Source organism: Labrys sp. E2SS-1L, assembly GCF_057073705.1.
The window spans coordinates 4,436,169-4,454,153 of the sequence record NZ_CP172712.1 but is presented as its reverse complement, the minus strand read 5'-3'; the positions used below and the strand labels follow the sequence as shown (position 1 = coordinate 4,454,153).

Sequence of the window (17,985 nt, the reverse complement as noted above, 5' to 3'; positions counted from 1 at the left end):
AAATGTCATACCAAACCGCTTAAACGGAGATATTGGGTATGACGATCGAATCATCGGCCGGGATTCTCGTTTCTGATCGCAAGCGACTGCACGCCATTGTTGCGGCGACCATCGGCAACGGCCTGGAATGGTTCGACTTCACCGTCTACGGTTTCTTTGCAGCCCTGATCTCGCGGCAGTTCTTTCCCAAGGAAGATCCGCTGACCGCCATCCTTCTGACCGTCACGGTCTATGGCGTCGGTTTCTGCATGCGACCGGTCGGCGCCATCGTCCTCGGTGTCTATGCCGATCGTCATGGCCGCAAGGCCGCCCTCACCATCACCATCCTGACCATGGCGCTCGGCACGGCCTTGCTCGGCTTTGCGCCGACCTATGCGCAGGCCGGCGTGTTCGGAGCGGTGGTGCTGATGCTGGCCCGCCTGATCCAGGGTTTTTCGGCCGGCGGCGAAGTCGGCAGCGCCACTTCCTATCTGGTCGAATATGCCAGGCCTGCCGAGCGAGGCCTGGCGGCGAGCTGGCAGCAGACCAGCCAGGCGCTCGCGGTGGTGCTGGGCGGGTTGTGCGGCGTCGCCATCACCCAGTTCCTGCCGCAGGAAGCGGTGGAGAGCTGGGGCTGGCGCGTGCCGTTCTGGTTCGGCCTGCTGATCGGGCCGGTGGGGCTCTATATCCGGGCCCGCCTCGACGAGACGCCGGTCTTCTCGGCCGAGACCACGCGCAAGAGCGCGAGCCCCTTGTTCGAGACGCTGAGTGCCCATGGCCGCGGCGTCGCCTCCGGTTTCGGCGTCACCATCCTGTGGACTGTCTGCACCTATGTGCTGCTGTTCTACATGCCGCTCTATGTCGAGAAGTTCCTGAAGATCCCGGCCAAGGACGCTTTCATCTCCACCACGCTCGGCGGCATCGTGCTGATGCTGGGTTGCCCTATCGCCGGCCGGCTGTCGGACCGCATCGGCCGCAAGACCCTCCTGCTCATGGCGGCCATCGCCATCGGCATTCTGGTGATACCGTTGTTTGCCTGGCTCAACGCCAATCCGACGCTGCCGGTTCTCATCGCCGTGCAGGTCGTGCTCGGCCTCCTGCTCGCCGCCTTCACCGGCCCCGCACCGGCGCTGCTGGCCGAACAATTCCCGGCCGCCTTGCGCTCGACCGGCCTGTCGCTTGCCTATAATTTCGCCGTGGCGCTGTTCGGCGGCTTCGCCGCCTTGATCGTGACGCTGCTGATCGAGAGGACCGGGCTCACTATCGCGCCCTCCTTCTATGTGGCGGCGGCGGCGCTCGTCAGCGTCCTGACCCTGGCCACCATGCGCGATCGCACGGGGCAGGCGATCGACTGAGGCGAAAAGATCTCTTGCCCGTAGCCGCAGGAAGGGCTCCGATTTGTCCTTGCCGGGTCAAGCCCGGCGAGGACAAAGGTCGTGCAAACTCGAAGGCGCTTAGGCGAGCTGCCTTGTCCCGGCTTTAATGCTTTAGCAGCACTCCCGTTCATTGAGTGATAAGATATTGATTCTTATGGATTAATTCCAAATTCATGTTGCCATTTTCTTAAGGTTGCGGTGCAATCATGCTGTCTCCAATCACCATGGAGGTGACGGAAATGGTGTCTGTTGCGTTTCGGCGTCAGTTGGAAGGGTACGGCCTCACCACGGCCAATATTCTCTATCGTCTGCCGGACCATCCGGCCTTGCTGCAGGCCTATGTCTGGCAGGAATACGATCTGGCTCCAGCCTTTCCGGAGTTGCACAAATTCCTGGGGTTTTGGCGCGACAAGCTGGAAGGGGCGCTCCATTCGGTCACGGTCTGCCATAGCGGGCTGATCAAGCCGGCGGAGCTGCGCGCGATCGGGCAGGAGTTCCGTATCCACTGAGACGCTGGCAAGGCCGGCAAATCACGGTATAAGGCCTCCCAATCGTGCGGAGGCACCGTGGACAAATATCTCAATGCCGCCAAACGGCTGATCTCGCATCTGGCCGATCAGCTGCAGGCCGACCTTGCTGTCGAATTGTGGAACGGCGAGGTCGTGCCGCTCGGCCCGAAGGCCCGCACGGATCTGCGCCTCAAGATCGCGGACGCCGATGCGATCACCCGGCTGGTGCGGCGGCCGCACGCGCTGTTCGACCAGCTCATCCAGCTCTTGGCGGATGGCAGCCTCACCATCGAGGGCGGCACGCTTCTGGATGTCGCCGAACGGCGCGGAAGCATGAACACCAAGGGCCTGTTCAAGCGCCTGAGCAAGCTGCAGCTCGCCCGTGGCCTGTGGCCCTTCGTCACCCGTTCCCTGCCCAAGCAGGGTGCCGGTGAAAAACATGATTTCGCCGGCAAGATCGAGGACAAGGTCGAGAAGGGCCGGGACGACAAGCCGCTCGTCCAGTTCCACTACGACCTGTCGAACGAGTTCTACGGCCTCTTCCTGGGCCCGACCATGGCCTATACCTGCGCCTATTGGCCGAGGCCCGAAACCACGCTCGACGAAGCGCAGACGGCGAAGTTCGACATGATCTGCCGCAAGCTGCGGCTGCAGCCGGGCGACCGCTTCCTCGACATCGGCTCGGGTTGGGCTGGACTGATCTGCCATGCCGCCCAGCACTATGGCGTCACGGCGCACGGCGTGACCCTGGCCCAGGAGCAGTTCGATTTCGCCCAGGAGCGCATCGCCCGCCTCGGCCTGCAGGACCGGGTCACTGTCGAGCTCAAGGATTATCGCGACCTGACCGGCAGCTACGACAAGGTCGCCTCCATCGGCATGTTCGAACATGTCGGGCTCGACAATCACGAAGCCTATTTCAGGAAGATTCACAGCCTGCTGCGGCCGCGCGGGCTCTATCTGCACCATGCCATTGCCCGGCCGGCCAAGCGCGACATGAAGAAGTTCCGCAAGAAGCGGCCCGAATTTGCGGCGCTGACCCGCTACATCTTCCCCGGGGGCGAGCTCGATACCGTCGGCATGTCGTCCAACGGGCTGGAGGGCAACGGCTTCGAGGTGCATGACGTCGAGGCCTGGCGCGAGCACTATGCCCGCACCACCAAGGCCTGGGCCGAAAATCTCTATGCAAGGCGCGACCAGGCTGCGGCCGAGGTGGGCGAGGCCAAGACCCGGATCTGGCTGCTCTACCTCGCCGGCTGCTCGCTGGCCTTCGAACGATCTGCCGTCGGCATCTTCCAGACGCTTGCCTCGCGCAAGGCCAAGGGACCTTCCGGCCTGCCGCCGACGCGCGAGGATCTCTACAGATAGATCTCCGGGACAGGTCGCCCGGGGCGATCAGGCCTCTTGTCGATTGACGGCGATGGGGAACCGCTCTGCGGTCGCACGGCCGGCAAGATCTTCGGGCCGGCTCCAGGAGAACGGGCCCGTCTTGAGACCGGCGAGGGTCTTGACCATTTCGGAGCGCAGCCAGGGTAGCCGGCCCATCGGGCCGAAGGCGAGGTTCCGCACCGGTCCTGTCAGCCGCGAATGCGACTGGAAGAACTGGGTCAGCACGGTGCTGGCCATCTGGTAGAAGCGGATGTGGCCACGGCGCTGCGCCACGAAAGCGGGCAGGGCGTCATCGATATCCCGGTGCAGGCTGAGAGCGTCCGCCAAGGCGGCCGCATCCAGCAGCGCCATGTTGGCGCCCTGGCCGAGCTGCGGGCTGGTCTGGTGCCAGGCATCGCCGATCAGGACGAGGCGCCCTTTAACCGGATCGGCAACGGTCAATTGGGCATAGCGCGCCGGCGTCAGCTGCTCGTGCCGGGTGAATTGCCGCGTCAGCGTCGCTGTTTCCGGCCAGATCGCGGTGACCTCGGCCCGCCAAGCGGCGAGATCGGTCTCGCTCCAGCGATCGAGATCCTCGACCGGCATGCTCCAGAAGAAGGCATTGAGCGGGGTGGGATCATGGGGCAGGCGTCCCACCGGCAGCACGCCGATCATGAAGCGCGCCGTTCGGTAACGCTGCTGCAGGGCGTCGCGGCCGAAGCCGGTATCCCCGGCCACGCCCCAGACCGCGCCATGCCGATAAGGCCGCCGCTGCGGTGCGCCGAGCCTGTCGCGCAGGCTTGAGCGGGCGCCGCCGGCATCGACCACCAGATCGAAGGGGCCGTGTCGCCGTCCGGCCGAGTCCTCGAGCACGGGCCGGTTCTCGATGCTCTCGATGCCGGTGATGTCGGCTGATTGCTCCAGGGCAATGTCGCGCGCTTCGGCCGCCGCCATCAGCAAATGGAACAGGCTGGCCCTGTGAATGCCGATCCCGTGGAGCCCGGGGAGCAGCTCGTCATAACGCCGATCGAAGATCAGGGGCCCCGTCGGGCCGCAGCGTCCGTACAGGCGCTCGATTCGGCTGCCCAGGGCGGAGGCACCCTCGCGCAGGCCGAGGCGATCGAGCACGGCCAAGCCCGTCGGCTGCAGCAAAAGCCCGGCGCCCACCGGTTTGGCCTGCTCGAAGCGCTCGAACACCACCACGCGGTGGCCTGCATCGGCGAGACAGGAGGCTGACGCCAGACCGGCGACGCCCGCGCCGACGATGGCAATGGAAAGCTTGACCATGCCCATGACCGTACTGTGGCCGAATGGGTCTTGCCACCGGGCTGCGGTACCGGTCCACAGCGCTCGCCAGCTTGAAGAAACTATCCGGTCAAAAGAATAGCGGTTGTCAATTGTCGGAACAAACATAAGATGGTGTCAGCGCAGCGGATTCAACCGCCTGCGCCAGGCTCGCAAAGAGCCGCATCGGTGCTGTGCGCCGAAAGCAATATGCCGGAGCGCTTTGCGATTTGGTGGAATCGCCGGGAATCGCAAGGACGCGTCGAAACAAAGGGTGAGAGCAAACAAGCGTTCTGAACACGCTTTGCTCGAGGGAGGAAATGGATGCCTAAGGACAGGACGCCGCATACGCGGCGCGATTTTATTCGTTCTGCTTCGTTCTCCGCCGGCGCTGCCGCGGCCCTATTCGGGGGATTCGGCCTCGATCCGGCCTTTGCCGCCGAGGCCGCGAAGGTGGCCGGCCGCTCCGAAAAGCCGCTCAAGGCGGCCTTCTCCAACGCGGGCCTGCAGGCGACCTGGTGCGCCCAGGGCAAGGAAGCCGCCGAATATTGGGGCAAACTCTTCAATGTCGAGGTCACCTGGTTTGACGGCCAGCTCGATGCGGTCAAGCAGCGCGCCGCCATCGACAACATGGCCTCCCAGAAATGGGACTTCGTCGCCATCCAGGCCTTCGGCATCGGCACGCTAACCCAGCCGGTGCAGAAGATGATCGATGCCGGCATTCCCGTGATCGACATGGACACGCTGATCGCACCGCTCGACAAGATCAACGTGCACAGCTTCCTCGCCCCGAACAACGAGTTCATGGGCGCGTCGGTCACGCAGGCCCTGTGCAACGCCATTGGCGGCAAGGGCAAGATCATCATGACCCAGGGCGCCCTCGGCCACACCGGTGCCCAGGGCCGCGCCAGGGGCTTCGAAAGCGTGGTGAAGCAGTTCCCCAACATCGAGGTGTTGGATACGCAGCCCGCCGACTGGGACGTCACCAAGGCAGCCCGCCTATGGGAGACCTACCTGACCAAATATCCGCAGATCGATGCGGCCTTCTTCCACAATGACGACATGGCGCTCGCCGCCTACAACATCATGAAGGCGCGCAACCGTACCGACATCAAGATCGGCGGCGTCGATGCCATGCCGCCAGCCATTTCGGCCGTTGCGGACGGACGCATGTTCGCCACCGTGCGCAACCCGTCCTGCCGCATCCATGGCGGGGCGATCGTCGCCGGTGTCGCGGCCGTGGTCGGTGGCGAGAAGACCGGCGAAGGCGGCATTCCCAAGAATGTCGTCACCGACGGTCCCGTTGTCACCAAGGACAATGCGGCCGGCATGCTCTGGATGGAAAAGCACTATCTGATCTGAGGTCGGCGTGCCGGTTTGAACGAACAAGCCGGAAGAATGGTGGGAACCTCCACTTTTTGTCATCACCGGGCTCGTCCCGGTGATCCAGGGCCACGGACCCATCGGGTTGCGGTATCTGGATGCCCGGGACGAGCCCGGGCATGACAAAAGTGGCGTTTCTCCCGAATTGGCCGCGACTTTTCGATTCCAGTCCGAAACCAAGCACACCACGGCTTTCCGAGAGGCATGATGGCGCCAGACGACAAGCAATCGACGGCCGATGCGCCTCCGCGCCTGAAGATGACCGACATCTCCAAGTCCTTTGGTGGCGTGGCGGCCCTCAAGGGCGTGGATTTCACGCTGCGGGCCGGTGAGATCCACGGCCTGGTCGGCGAGAACGGGGCGGGCAAGTCGACGATGATGAAGATCATCGCCGGGGTGCACACCGAATATCAGGGCAGCCTGGAGATCGATGGCAGGCAGGTGCATTTCCGCTCCGCCCATGACTCCCTTGCCGCCGGCATCTCCATGGTCCATCAGGAACTCTCGATCGTTCCCGATCTTACCGTCGCCGAGAATGTCTATCTCGGCAAGCAACCGCTCAATGCTTTCGGCCTGGTCGACTGGCCGGCCATGGTGAAGGGCGCGCGCGAGCAGTTGCGCAATCTCGGCATCGACGTCGATCCGCGCATGCGCATCGGGGCGTTGCCGATCGGCCTGCAGCAATTGATCGAACTCGCCCGCGTGCTGTTCTCAGGCGCGCGCATCATCATCCTCGACGAGCCGACATCGGCGCTTTCGCCGCCGGAGGTGCAGCGGCTGTTCGAGGTGCTGCGCAAGGTGCGGGCCGACGGCCGCAGCATTGTCTTCATCTCGCATTTCCTCGACGACATCCTGAGCATTTCCGATGCGGTGACGATCTTCCGCAACGGCCGCCACGTCATCTCCCATTCGACCGAGGGCATCGACAAGAACTGGCTGATCGAACACATGATCGGCCGAGGCCATGAGGGGCTGGAGGAAAGCTATTCGGGGTCGATCGCCTTGCCGGCAAGACCGGAAGGCGCGCCCGTGCTGGCGACGCAGGGCCTCAGCTATGGGCGGGCCTTTGCCGACGTGACGCTCGACGTTCGTGCGGGCGAAGTGCTCGGTGTCTACGGCTTCATGGGCTGCGGCCAGCTCGAATTCGCCCGCGCGCTGTTCGGCAAGCTCAAGCCGGCCCAGGGGCATATCGAGCTGGAGGGCAAGGCCAGGACCCTGCGCAATACGGCGCAGGCGCGCGAGGCGGGTATCGCCTTCGTGCCGGAGAGCCGACGCTCGATGCTGTTCCATCATCAGCCGCTCTATCGCAACATCTCGATCAGCATTCTCGAGAAGATCTCGCGGCTCTGGCTGAAGCCGGGCGTGGAGCGCAAGACCGCGCAGGGACATATCGAGGCCCTGCATATCCGCCCGCCCATGGTGAACGCCCTGCTTGGCTCGCTCTCGGGCGGCAACCAGCAGAAGGTTGCCCTCGCCAAATGGCTGACCCACATGCCCAAGGTCCTGATTCTGTCGGAGCCGACCCGCGGCATGGATGTCGGCGCCAAGGACGATGTGGTGAAGATCGTGCGCGACCTGCGCGACAAGGGGCTCGCGGTGATCGTGGTTTCGGCGGAGCCTGAGACCGTGCTCTCGCTGGCCGATCGGGTCGTGGTGATGAAGAAGGGACGGATCGTGCGCGAGTTCGCAGCCGAGACGATCTCGAAGGACAAATTGCTGGAAGCGGCCTGACGGAGTGTCAGCCTCCGGCTGACATTTCTTTGGCTTGTCGGCCGGAGGCTGGCACTCCAGATCGGTTAGGAGTTTTGAGGAATGAGCACACCGGTTCAGGATGGCAGCCAGGCGCAGTTTGCACGCCAAGGCCTTGGCGCGATCTTGCGCAACCAGATGCGCAACATCGCGCCTTTCGCCACCTTGCTGGCGTTGGTGATTTTCTTTGCAGTGGCGAGCCCTTCCTTCCTCTCGCTCGACAATCTGGCCAATATCCTGGTGCAGATCTCGGTGACGGGCATCATCGCCGTCGGGCTGACTTTCGTGATCCTGTGCGGGGAGATCGATCTGTCGGTCGCCTCGGTCGCCAACGTCACAGGCGTGGCGGTGGCGTTCTTCACGGCGCAGGAATCCTATGTGAACATCGCCAACGCCAATTTCATCATGCCCGGCGGTGTGGCGATCGTGCTGGCCTTGGTGGCCTGCGCGGCGCTGGGGCTGGTGAACGCCTTCGGCTTGACGCGGATCGGCATTCCCTCCTTCATCATGACGCTGGCGATGATGCAGATCGCCGACGGTATCTGTGCGCTGCTGCTGCGGGGCCAGATCGCCTATGCGGTGCCGGACCTGGTCTCGACACTGGGCTCGGGCAGCGTCGGCGGTCTGCCCTGGATCGTCATCGTGCTGGCGGTCTTCCTCGGCGTTGGCCATATCGTGCTGACCTATACGCGCTTTGGCCGCTACATCTACATGGTGGGCGGCAACCGCGAGGCAGCGGAATTCTCGGGCATCAACGTCAAGATGATCCTGGCCAGCGTGATGGTAATCGCGGCTCTATGCTCGGGTGTGGCGGGCATGGTGGGCGTCGCCCATTTCGGCAGCGCACAGCAGAACGAGTTCACCGGCTATCTGCTCGATGCCATCGCGGCCGTCGTGGTCGGAGGTACCAGCCTGTTCGGCGGACGCGGCGGCATCGGCAACACCATCGTCGGTCTGTGCGTGCTCGGTGTGCTCAACAATGGCCTCGATCATGTCGAGATCGACAGCTTCCTCAAGATCCTGATCCGCGGCGTCATTCTGTTGATCGCACTGATCATCAATGTGTACGCACAGCGCCTGCGCGATGAGAGCGCCACGGCAGGATAGAGGATTTCCGAATAGCGCAGTAATTCCATCATGGCCCGCTATTTGCGGGCCATGTCCTATTATATTGTCTCTAGGGTAGATCTGTGGGCAATTCGGATATTCGGGGTTCAAGATCGAGAGAAATAGGATATAGGTAACGGTGGGGGCGCTTCAGAGACTGTCCCCTGACCGGAGCGTCCCAGGATGATGCGGACGCTGTTCGCATCGTGCGCTGCTCCTCATGCGGCACGGACACGCTCCTCAATCCATCCATCGAAAAGCACTGGAGGTACCATGCAGAAGATGTTCTATCCGCTGGTATTCGCCTGCCTCATCGTGACGGGGTGTGTCTCTAACCAACAAGATCCGATGGCGGATCCGCAGGCGGCCGGCATGGCAGCACCGCCGACGCCCGGCATGGCGACGCCACAGGCGCCCGGCATGGCGAATCCGGCCTCGACCTATTGTGCGCAGCAGGGCGGCAGGTCCATCCCCGTGCAGTCGGCGAGAGGCCAACGGGCCGATTGCCAGCTGCCGGATGGCCGGCGCGTCGACGAATGGAAGCTCTATCGCAGCGCCAACCGGCAGCCGCAGGCGACCCTACCTCAGTAAGGGCGGTTTTTCCTGACTTCAGCAAGAAAGAAGCCGGCCTCAGGGCCGGCTTCCTTTTTGTGGCAAGCAGGTTGCCGATCAGCGCTTGAGGATGCGGTTCACACCGGAAGTCACAGCCTTGAGGGCCGATTTGGTGGTGTCCTTGTCGATGCCGACGCCGAACAAGGTGGAGCCGTCGGCAATGCGTAATTCGACATAGGACACGGCCGCCGCATTCGCACCAGAGCCCATGGCGTGCTCGCGATAATTGGCGACATCGAAGTCGAGACCGCTCTCGGCCCGCATCGCAGCTACGAAGGCATCGATCGGGCCGTTGCCGACGCCGGTGATGGTCTTTTCGACACCTTCATCGCGAATGCGCGCGGTGATGGTTCGCTCCTCGCTCTCCGTGTCGCCGACGATCTGGTGAGAGAGGAAAGCGTAGCGCCCGTTGTCGATATATTCGCGGGTGAAGGCATTCCACAGCCGGTCGGCGCCGAGCTCGATGCCTTCGCCGTCTGCGATGCCCTGCACCACCTTCGAGAACTCGACCTGCAGCAGGCGCGGCAATTCGATGCCGTGTTCCTTTTCCAGGATATAGGCGATGCCGCCCTTGCCGGATTGCGAATTGATGCGGATCACCGCCTCATAGGAACGGCCGAGATCCTTCGGGTCGATCGGCAGATAGGGCACTTCCCACACCGGCGAGGTCGCCGTCTCGATTGCCTTGAAGCCCTTGTTGATCGCGTCCTGGTGCGAGCCGGAGAAGGCTGTGAACACCAACTCGCCGGCATAGGGATGGCGCGGGTGGATCGGCAGCTGGTTGCAATGCTCGGCCACGCGCACCAGGCCGTTGACGTCGGAGATGTCGACCTGGGGATCGACGCCCGACATGATCAGGTTGCCCGCCAGGATGACGAGGTCGACATTGCCGGTGCGCTCGCCATTGCCGAACAGCGTGCCCTCCACACGGTCCGCCCCGGCCATCAGGCCGAGCTCGGTCGCCGCCACGCCGGTGCCACGGTCATTGTGCGGATGCAGCGAGATGATGACGCTGTCGCGATTCTTGATGTTGCGCGACATCCATTCGATCTGGTCGGCATAGACGTTGGGCGTCGACATTTCGACCGTGAGCGGCAGATTCAGGATCAGCTTGTTGTCGGGGGTGGGCTGGTAGACGTCCATCACCGCCTCGCAGATCTCCTTGGAGAAGTCGAGTTCGGTGCCCATGAAGCTCTCGGGCGAATATTGGTGGCGGATATTCGCCTCCATGCCCAGTTCCTTGGTGAGCTGCATGATCAGCTTGGCGCCGTTGACGGCGATGTCGCGGATGCCGGCGCGGTCCTGGCGGAAGACGATGCGGCGTTGCAGCTCGGAGGTCGAGTTGTAGAGATGCACGATGGCGCATTTGACGCCTTTCAGGCTCTCGAAGGTGCGGCGGATCAATTCCTCGCGCGCCTGCGTCAGCACCTGGATGGCAACACCGTCGGGAATGCGGCCCGTCTCGATCAGGAAGCGAACGAAATCGAAATCGGTCTGCGAGGCCGAGGGAAAGCCGACCTCGATCTCCTTGAAGCCCATGCCGACGAGCGTGTCCCACATGCGCAATTTGCGCTCGTGGCCCATCGGCTCGATCAGCGCCTGGTTGCCGTCGCGCAAATCGACGGCGCACCAGGTCGGCGCCTGCGTAATGGCACGGGAGGGCCATTGGCGGTCCGGCAGGTCGATCGGCGGCCACGGCTTGTATTTGGCGGCGACGTCAACCTTGGGAGCGGAAAACTGAGAAACCTTGCCTGCATATGTCATGTCGAAAACTCTTAGCCAAAGAAAGGGGCGGCGAGGCTAGTCGACCGCGATCGTATTCCCCTGAGCGCCCAGGCTGAAGCCCGGCCGGCCCTCAGGGGCGGCTAAGGAGGAGGCCGGAAAGGAGGGCGAGCGCGAGCGCCGGCGCCGGATGCGCAAGCGTCTCGAATTTGGCGGGCGATATCGCCACGGCTCGATCCCTTTCCTGTGATGGCCCGGAGCCATCAGGTGCAAGGGCTTGTACAGTGCTGTGATGGAGGGGGCAAGGGGAAATGCCGCGACGGGCACGACGCCAAAATGCCTTTGCGGTGGAGAGGTGGATGCAAGGACTTGAGAGCGACGCGCTTGCCTGCGATCACAGGACATCAACCAATGGACCTACCCGATGCGTTTCCTGATCTGTCTCGCCCTGCTGGCGATCTCGTCATCGTCGGCCTTGGCCGCTTCCTGCTCCGAGCGCATTGCCTTCGTGCAGCGCGTCATCGACGGCGACGTGAAGACCGGTTTTGCCGACAAGAAGGTACATGATGCGATGAGCAAGGATCTGGCCGACGCGGGCCAGGCCTGCCGCGCCGGCGATGACGCCAAGGCCCAGGCGCTGATTTCCTCGACGCAGCGCCGCCACGGCTATCCCGTTCGCTAAGGCGTGCCGTCAGGTATCGAGCCGATGCGCCAGATAGGCGCATTGGAAGGCCGGCATGCGATCGGCGCGGATGTCGGCCGATGACGCAACGACATGCATGCGCTCGAGTTCCGGCCTCTCGTCTTCGGCCAGGAAGCGCTCGATCCCGTCCTTGAGCTCGACCGAAGACAGGGGTGATCGCACCGATTTCATCAGGGCGATGCGCGGGCCGTGGAAAACAGCGGTCCAGCCGGAAGCGATTTCGACGTCGGCCGTGGTGACCCCGGTCTCCTCCTCCAGTTCGCGGGTCACGCTGCCGGCGAGATTGACGATATCGCCATCGAGGTCGGAGGGGTCCGGGGTGCCGGCCGCGAAATAGATCGCTCCGGCATTGGAGGTATGCTCGGCCATCTCGCCGAGCAGGAAGGCGCCGTCGGCGGCCTCGAGCGCGGCCATGGCGAAACAGTTCCACCGGGCCTCGCCCGGCATGCCGAAATCCCGCCAGGCCAGGAAGCTGGCATAATCGGTCATCAGATAGGCGCCGCTGAACCGGCGTCCCATGATCTGCCAGCGATGCAGCAGCAGGATCTTGCCATTGAAGCTCGCCGGCTTGGCCTCGATCACCTTCTGCCAATGCGCTCTTATCGCTTCGGCATTCTCCTCGGCGAACCGCCAGGGCCGTTGCTCCAGGCGGCAATCGATGGCGTCGAGCTCGACGATCTCCGGCTCAGACATGCAGGCTTCCCTCGCTGACGATCACGGCTGCGCCGCCGATCGAGGCTCCGGCCAGACGCGTGCCCTTGATGGTCATGGTGAGGTCGATCAGGGAAGGACGGCCCATTTCGAAGCCCTGCTCGATGCGGAAATGCCGAGTGCCGTCGGCGAGATCATCGAAACGGGCAATCACGCCGGTGAGCCCGGCCACGGCCGACCCGGTGGCGGGGTCCTCGGGGATGCCATCGCCGGGCGAGAACATGCGGGCGTGGAAGCTCGATCCGGCCTGGGCGGTCTGGCGCGTATAGGCATAGGCCGCGCCAAGGCCCTCCTGGCCGAAAGCCTCCGTCCACAGGCTGGTATTGATGCGGATGTGTCCCATGGCTTCCAGCGACCGGACAGGCACGAACGTATAGGGGAAACCCGTGCCGAACACGGTGGGATGGTGGTTCTCGAAACCGATCTGATGTTCGCTCAGGCCGAGCGCTTCGGCGATCAGGTTCGTGGCTGCCGGTGCGCCACGCTCGGTCGGCAGGGCCGGAATGTCGAACCGGGCATAGGCGCTGCCATCCTTGAGCGAGACCGCACAGGGCACGATTCCGATCTGCTCCTCCAGCCCGAACAGATAGTCACCCGGCTTGCGGTCATGGTCGAGCAGTGCCAGGAGCACGGCCGTGCCAACGGTAGGGTGCCCGGCGAAGGGCATTTCGAGGCCCGGCGTGAAGATGCGGATGCGGGCTCGATGACGGCCGTCGTCCGGTGGCAGGACGAAGACAGTCTCCGACAGGTTGAATTCGCGTGCGATCTGCTGCATCGCGGGGGCATCAAGTCCCTCGCTATCGAGCACCACCGCGAGTGGGTTGCCGGCCAGGGCACGGTCGGCGAAGACATCGAGCGTATAGAAACGACGGGGCATCAGAAGGTTCCTCGCAAGGCAAAGGGATGAAGGACCGTACCTGTAGGGCAGGGCTCTGCGCGCGGACGATCCGGCGGAAACGAAAACGTCTTCCAGAAAAGCTGATAGCCTTTTCGATCAAGAAAACGCGTCAAAACAGAGAGTTAGAGCAACGTGCGAGAAGTCGCATTTTGCCCTATACCGCGACGACCTCGAAGCGACGGCTCGGCGTCACGAATTCATCCTGGGCCGCCACGGTGAGGATTTCCCGCGAGCCGGCCTCGGCGGTGCGCTTGAGCAGGCCGTAGATCGAGGCGCTGGCAAGGTCCAGCGCTTCGGCTGCCGAGCCCGAGCGTTTCCAGTGCAGGTTGAACAGTGCGGCGATCGCGTCGCCCGCTCCATTGATGTCGAGCCCCAGCCGGGGCGTGCGCACCCTGTAGAAGCCGTTGCCGTCCGAGGCCAGCAGGTCGATGGCGTCGTCCGGCGTGTCGTCGGTGTCGAGGGAGGTCACCAGCACCACCTTGGGGCCGACGGCATGCAGGGCGGTCACCGCGGCCTTGGCATCGGCGAGCCTGCGTACCTCCCGCCCGGCCAGATATTCGAGCTCGAAGCGGTTGGGGGTGATGACATCAGCGGCCGGCACGGCCTGGTCGCGCATGAATTCAGGAATGCCCGGCCTTACGAAGACACCGCGGCCGATGTCGCCGATCACCGGATCGCAGCAATAGGTGGCGGCCGGATTGGCGCTGCGCACCTTGTCGACGGCGGCGAGAATGGCGTTGCCGATATCGGAAGAACCCATATAGCCGGAGATCACGCCATCGCAGAGGGGCAGGACACCGCGCTCGGCCAGGCCCTCGACCAGTTCATCCACCATGGTGCCGTCATAGACCCGGCCCTTCCAGGCACCGTAGCCGGTGTGATTGGAAAATTGCACGGTATGGATGGCCCAGACCTCGCAGCCCAGGCGCTGCATCGGGAAAACCGCCGAGGCATTGCCGACATGGCCATAGGTGACCCAGGACTGAATGGACAGGATGTTCATGGTGACTCGGACAAGCACACTGAGGGACCAGCACAACAGACGAAATTCGAGCCGAGCGCAACGGTCCGTCGATGCCGCCGGTCATGATCATTTTTGATCGTTTCGATCAAGCGCAGCTATGCAAAGCCAAGGGAACCCGCTTTTCCGCCATGCCGGGGGCGGGGGGAAGGGGACTTTCCGCAAGGCGGCGGCATTCCCATATCGGTGCTCAGTATTCAATTTCTTTGTCTTGGGTCGATACCATGTTGCTCGACGATACACCCTCCGTGATTTTGGACGAGGATACGCATCCTCAACAGACATCATCCCTTTCCACGCCCGAAGACGGGCTGTTGCTTGACGCCTATTCGAACACCGTCATCGACGTCGCCGAACGCGTGGGTCCCGCCGTCGTGAAGCTCGACATCCGCAAGGGCGGCAAGCCGGCAGGGTCCGGCTCCGGCGTCATCCTTTCACCGGACGGCCTGGTACTCACCAACAGCCACGTCGCGCAGGGGACCGCCCGCGTTTCGGTGCAAACCCAGGATGGCCGTCATTTCGATGCGCGCCTGATCGGTGATGATCCCGATACGGACCTGGCCCTCGTCCACATCGAGCAGCCGGTCAGTCTGCCCTCGGCGCGGCTCGGCAATTCCAGCCTGTTGCGGCGCGGGCAGGTGGCGATCGCCATCGGCAACCCTCTCGGCTTCGAGGCCACGGTGACGACCGGGGTGATCTCCGCACTCGGACGCTCGCTGCGCGCCAAGAGCGGGCGGTTGATCGACGACGTGATCCAGACCGATGCGGCGCTCAACCCGGGCAATTCAGGCGGCCCCCTCGTCTCCACGCTCGGCGAGGTCATCGGCATCAACACGGCCGTGATCATGGGCGCGCAGGGGATCTGCTTTGCGGTGGCGTCGAACACGGCGAGCTTCGTGATGGGGCAGCTCATCCGGCATGGCCGCGTGCGGCGCGCCTCCATCGGCATTGCCGCCCAGCAGGCGGTGATCGCCCGCCGCGTGCAGATGGCGGCCGGCATCGATCAGGGCGTCGGCGTGATGATCGCCACGGCCGAAGCCGGTGGCCCGGCGGACAGTGCCGGACTGCTGATGGGCGATATCATCGTCGCCCTGGACGGACGCCGCGTCGCTGCGGTGGACGATCTCATCCGGCTGCTCGGCGAGGAGCGGATAGGCAGGTCGACGCGCTTCGACGTGTTGCGCAACGGCAAACCCCGCTCCCTCGACGTGATGCCGCGGGAGCGGCAGGGATCATGAGGGCGGCAGGCCGCCTGCGCTGATCCGCCTCAGCGTCCCGACACCTGCCTGACGACCTTGCGTACGCTTCGCAATGTCGGCGTGACAACCTGCATGACGGCGGCCTTGGCCCGATCGGCGCTCGGGCTGGGACCCGGGCGCTGCGGATGCATGCCGATGGCGCGCAGATAGCGATTGGCAGCGCGGACGCGCCCGCGCCCACGGCTGGCATTGGTCTCGAAGGAGAAGGCGTAGGAGATGCTGCGCACGCCGCCGGTCCGCACCCAATGGGGGGCATCCTGCGGCTGATGGAAGCCGCGGCCCGGCTCGAGGTCGAAGACATGCTCCTGCTGGGGGTCGCAGCCTTCGAGATCGAGCTGGCCGATATTCACCGTGCCCCTGACATAGAAGCGTTCGAGATCGCTCTCCTCCACCACGTTGGGCGGGAAGACGTGATAATGCTTCGGCCCCTCGATCTGGAAGAAATGCGTGATTTCCGGATCGAAATGGAAGGGTGTGGTGGATGCGGCCGAGGAAATGAAGAGGGCGGATTCGAGCCGTGCGATCCTCTCGTCGCCCAGGCCGCCGCGGAGTGCGGTGACCTTGCGGAAGAGCGTGTCCAGCAGGTCGCGAAAACCGGAATCGTGGTTCTCCAGGCGTTTCAGCAGGACGCGGGCGGGTGCATTGCCCAACTGCGCCAGGACCTCGTGCGGCCTGGCCCGGTTCTGCTCGACGTCATAGAACTTCGTGCCCGGTGTCGGCGCCGATCCCGCGATGAAATAATCCTGCGGGCTGTCGGCATAACGCTCGGCCAGAGCCGCCAGCGCGTCGGGCTGGAACATCGGCAGGCGATGAAGGCCGTGCTCGAAGGCAAGGGGTACGCGATCGTAGGCGGCGCGATAACCATCGGCATCGAGGGTGATGAGTTCGTCGGCGGAAAGGCTCATGGCCGGGACCATTCGTGAAAAGAAGACATGCACTAATTTTGAAAGTATCTTGCTTATTGCGATCGACGGTTACAAGCTGGGAAAAATGTGAAGTGTAGCGGTCTTAGTGGATAGGTTTGGATATACTGAGGGTACTCCGAATTGTACGGAGGGGGTTATCCGAACGTAAGACAGCCCTTATTTGGTCGGTTGCAAGACCCCTGCGATGGGGCGCCGTCTACTTCTTTTGGCGATTGGAGGCGGGAATCGCCTCACAAAGGCGGAGCTTCGCCGCCGCAGGCACGAGGGGGCTGCCATTCCGCGAAGGGGACGATTTTGCAGTTTGGCCAAGCCTGTTCCTTCCGGTCGAGCCACGGCACCGATCAGGAGGAACAGGCGGGGCTCGAACGCTGCTCAGGCCTGCCGGCGCAAATAAAACCCCTCGAAATAGGTCAGTGTGCGCTCGGGATGGAAGGGGATTTCGGCCTGGAGCTCAGGCACCAGCCAGCGATCCTGCAGGCGATAGCCACGCGCCTCGAAATAGGCCAGGAACTTCGCGCGATTGAACAGCCGGCACGGGATGACGGAGGATACGTGGTTCTGGGCCGTCCAGGCATCGGGGGCGTCTGAGATCGGAATCTTGTTGATCAGAATATGTTCGGGCAAGGCCGGCACCGTGTCCAGAATGCCGGGCCCCTGCTCGCCGAAGGGATCCGGCAGATATTGGATCATGCCCAGCATGAGCATGATGTCGGGGGCTGGCGCCTCTGCCAGTTCCGACCCGAAGCTGATCATGGTGGAGCCGAGCCTCGCATGGCGCTGCCGCCCGCGCTCGACCATGTCGGGCATGTCGACCACATGCCAGCTCAGGGGCGGCTTCAGGAGGCCATAACGCTCGCATAATTCATAGAAGATGCCGCCGGCGCCACCGAAGTCGACCACCGTGCTGCCCGGCTGGAGGAGCTTCGACAGCCACAGCATGACGGCGAATTGCGAGGTCTGGAACAGGGTTGGGGCTTCGACTTCCGCATCGCGGACCAGCAGTTCGGCGAGTGTGTCGTCATGCCAGCCGACCTTGCCGATATTGGCAGAAAAGCGCTCGGCTTCGGCGTAGCTGCCGAAGAGCCCGTAGAAAAGATCCATCCGGCCGGCCCAGACATGCCGGAGGTAGAGTCCCTTCAGGAAGGGCAGTTTCCCCAGCCAGGCGCCAATGGCGCTGTGCATCATGAGGGCCTTGAAGAGCTGTTTCATGGAAGTCCTGGCGGTAGGGGTATCATGCTGGCGATCCCGGGTGTCGAGTTTCGACGTCACCACGGACGAAGCCATGCCTTCATACTGTAGTCGGGCCCGATTTGCTTCATCTCGATCGGAGCATGAAGATTAATTGCGTGCAATGAAAGTGGATCGTCGTCGATCATCATGT

The 17,985-nt window shown here is 63.5% G+C and carries 16 protein-coding genes; 9 read left to right on the top strand and 7 right to left on the bottom strand.

Annotation, left to right across the window (positions count from 1 at the left end; all coding sequences use genetic code 11):
- Nucleotides 1–38 precede the first annotated feature (38 nt).
- From ACIGJE_RS20800 to ACIGJE_RS20790, 3 genes are all read left to right on the top strand, one after another.
- Nucleotides 39–1,334, top strand: coding sequence for an MFS transporter (locus tag ACIGJE_RS20800; protein ID WP_415081560.1), 1,296 nt, complete (start codon nt 39–41; stop codon nt 1,332–1,334).
- Between the two features lie 260 nt (nt 1,335–1,594).
- Entirely contained in the window at nt 1,595–1,864 is a 270-nt protein-coding gene (locus ACIGJE_RS20795; protein ID WP_068282234.1) for an usg protein, read from the top strand.
- Between the two features lie 57 nt (nt 1,865–1,921).
- Nucleotides 1,922–3,229 (top strand): class I SAM-dependent methyltransferase, encoded by a 1,308-nt coding sequence (locus ACIGJE_RS20790; RefSeq protein ID WP_311941549.1) that lies wholly within the window; start codon nt 1,922–1,924, stop codon nt 3,227–3,229.
- 27 nt (nt 3,230–3,256) lie between these two features.
- Here ACIGJE_RS20790 and ACIGJE_RS20785 read toward each other — a convergent pair whose 3' ends face one another.
- Entirely contained in the window at nt 3,257–4,516 is a 1,260-nt protein-coding gene (locus ACIGJE_RS20785) for an FAD-dependent oxidoreductase (RefSeq protein ID WP_483678634.1), read from the bottom strand.
- 321 nt (nt 4,517–4,837) lie between these two features.
- Between ACIGJE_RS20785 and ACIGJE_RS20780 the strand changes: the two genes are divergently transcribed.
- The 4 genes from ACIGJE_RS20780 to ACIGJE_RS20765 all read left to right on the top strand — a co-directional run bounded on the left by ACIGJE_RS20780 (nt 4,838) and on the right by ACIGJE_RS20765 (nt 9,343).
- Nucleotides 4,838–5,875 carry a sugar ABC transporter substrate-binding protein gene (locus ACIGJE_RS20780; protein WP_149251383.1) on the top strand — a complete coding sequence of 346 codons (1,038 nt, stop codon included), beginning with the start codon at nt 4,838–4,840 and terminating at the stop codon, nt 5,873–5,875.
- Nucleotides 5,876–6,100: 225 nt separating this feature from the next.
- Nucleotides 6,101–7,627, top strand: a complete 1,527-nt coding sequence (locus ACIGJE_RS20775; RefSeq protein WP_311941539.1) for a sugar ABC transporter ATP-binding protein — start codon at nt 6,101–6,103, stop codon at nt 7,625–7,627.
- Nucleotides 7,628–7,708: 81 nt separating this feature from the next.
- Entirely contained in the window at nt 7,709–8,752 is a 1,044-nt protein-coding gene (locus ACIGJE_RS20770) for an ABC transporter permease (protein ID WP_394308094.1), read from the top strand.
- Between the two features lie 273 nt (nt 8,753–9,025).
- Nucleotides 9,026–9,343, top strand: a complete 318-nt coding sequence (locus ACIGJE_RS20765; RefSeq protein ID WP_415081567.1) for a putative hemolysin — start codon at nt 9,026–9,028, stop codon at nt 9,341–9,343.
- Between the two features lie 78 nt (nt 9,344–9,421).
- Here ACIGJE_RS20765 and leuA read toward each other — a convergent pair whose 3' ends face one another.
- The gene (leuA, locus tag ACIGJE_RS20760; RefSeq protein WP_483678633.1) at nt 9,422–11,128 is read right to left on the bottom strand and encodes a 2-isopropylmalate synthase; all 1,707 of its coding nucleotides are present in this window, start codon (nt 11,126–11,128) and stop codon (nt 9,422–9,424) included.
- Nucleotides 11,129–11,510: 382 nt separating this feature from the next.
- Here leuA and ACIGJE_RS20755 point away from each other — a divergent pair, with 382 nt between their 5' ends.
- The gene (locus ACIGJE_RS20755; protein ID WP_415081571.1) at nt 11,511–11,768 is read left to right on the top strand and encodes a hypothetical protein; all 258 of its coding nucleotides are present in this window, start codon (nt 11,511–11,513) and stop codon (nt 11,766–11,768) included.
- 9 nt (nt 11,769–11,777) lie between these two features.
- Here ACIGJE_RS20755 and ACIGJE_RS20750 read toward each other — a convergent pair whose 3' ends face one another.
- The 3 genes from ACIGJE_RS20750 to pdxY all read right to left on the bottom strand — a co-directional run bounded on the left by ACIGJE_RS20750 (nt 11,778) and on the right by pdxY (nt 14,401).
- Nucleotides 11,778–12,482: an NUDIX hydrolase gene (locus ACIGJE_RS20750; RefSeq protein WP_415081573.1), complete on the bottom strand. Its 705-nt coding sequence runs from the start codon at nt 12,480–12,482 to the stop codon at nt 11,778–11,780.
- A complete protein-coding gene (locus ACIGJE_RS20745) occupies nt 12,475–13,377 on the bottom strand; it encodes a PhzF family phenazine biosynthesis protein (protein ID WP_415081575.1) in 903 nt (300 codons plus the stop codon). The genes ACIGJE_RS20750 and ACIGJE_RS20745 overlap by 8 nt, the downstream gene beginning before the upstream one ends.
- A gap of 175 nt (nt 13,378–13,552) precedes the next feature.
- On the bottom strand, nt 13,553–14,401 hold the full coding sequence (gene pdxY, locus ACIGJE_RS20740; protein WP_311945013.1) for a pyridoxal kinase PdxY: 849 nt from the start codon (nt 14,399–14,401) through the stop codon (nt 13,553–13,555).
- A gap of 245 nt (nt 14,402–14,646) precedes the next feature.
- Between pdxY and ACIGJE_RS20735 the strand changes: the two genes are divergently transcribed.
- Entirely contained in the window at nt 14,647–15,657 is a 1,011-nt protein-coding gene (locus ACIGJE_RS20735; RefSeq protein WP_394309425.1) for a S1C family serine protease, read from the top strand.
- Nucleotides 15,658–15,686: 29 nt separating this feature from the next.
- Here ACIGJE_RS20735 and ACIGJE_RS20730 read toward each other — a convergent pair whose 3' ends face one another.
- Nucleotides 15,687–16,583: a hypothetical protein gene (locus tag ACIGJE_RS20730; RefSeq protein WP_415081580.1), complete on the bottom strand. Its 897-nt coding sequence runs from the start codon at nt 16,581–16,583 to the stop codon at nt 15,687–15,689.
- A gap of 393 nt (nt 16,584–16,976) precedes the next feature.
- The gene (locus tag ACIGJE_RS20725) at nt 16,977–17,813 is read right to left on the bottom strand and encodes a methyltransferase, TIGR04325 family (RefSeq protein ID WP_367623192.1); all 837 of its coding nucleotides are present in this window, start codon (nt 17,811–17,813) and stop codon (nt 16,977–16,979) included.
- Nucleotides 17,814–17,985: the final 172 nt, after the last annotated feature.

Bases quoted from the DNA above. Each gene is read 5' to 3' on its own strand.
- ACIGJE_RS20800 (WP_415081560.1), top strand. From the start codon at position 39: ATGACGATCGAATCATCGGCCGGGATTCTCGTTTCTGATCGCAAGCGA.
- ACIGJE_RS20795 (WP_068282234.1), top strand. From the start codon at position 1,595: ATGGTGTCTGTTGCGTTTCGGCGTCAGTTGGAAGGGTACGGCCTCACC.
- ACIGJE_RS20785 (WP_483678634.1), bottom strand. From the start codon at position 4,516: ATGGTCAAGCTTTCCATTGCCATCGTCGGCGCGGGCGTCGCCGGTCTG.
- ACIGJE_RS20780 (WP_149251383.1), top strand. From the start codon at position 4,838: ATGCCTAAGGACAGGACGCCGCATACGCGGCGCGATTTTATTCGTTCT.
- ACIGJE_RS20775 (WP_311941539.1), top strand. From the start codon at position 6,101: ATGATGGCGCCAGACGACAAGCAATCGACGGCCGATGCGCCTCCGCGC.
- ACIGJE_RS20770 (WP_394308094.1), top strand. From the start codon at position 7,709: ATGAGCACACCGGTTCAGGATGGCAGCCAGGCGCAGTTTGCACGCCAA.
- ACIGJE_RS20765 (WP_415081567.1), top strand. From the start codon at position 9,026: ATGCAGAAGATGTTCTATCCGCTGGTATTCGCCTGCCTCATCGTGACG.
- leuA (WP_483678633.1), bottom strand. From the start codon at position 11,128: ATGACATATGCAGGCAAGGTTTCTCAGTTTTCCGCTCCCAAGGTTGAC.
- ACIGJE_RS20755 (WP_415081571.1), top strand. From the start codon at position 11,511: ATGCGTTTCCTGATCTGTCTCGCCCTGCTGGCGATCTCGTCATCGTCG.
- ACIGJE_RS20750 (WP_415081573.1), bottom strand. From the start codon at position 12,482: ATGTCTGAGCCGGAGATCGTCGAGCTCGACGCCATCGATTGCCGCCTG.
- ACIGJE_RS20745 (WP_415081575.1), bottom strand. From the start codon at position 13,377: ATGCCCCGTCGTTTCTATACGCTCGATGTCTTCGCCGACCGTGCCCTG.
- pdxY (WP_311945013.1), bottom strand. From the start codon at position 14,401: ATGAACATCCTGTCCATTCAGTCCTGGGTCACCTATGGCCATGTCGGC.
- ACIGJE_RS20730 (WP_415081580.1), bottom strand. From the start codon at position 16,583: ATGAGCCTTTCCGCCGACGAACTCATCACCCTCGATGCCGATGGTTAT.
- ACIGJE_RS20725 (WP_367623192.1), bottom strand. From the start codon at position 17,813: ATGAAACAGCTCTTCAAGGCCCTCATGATGCACAGCGCCATTGGCGCC.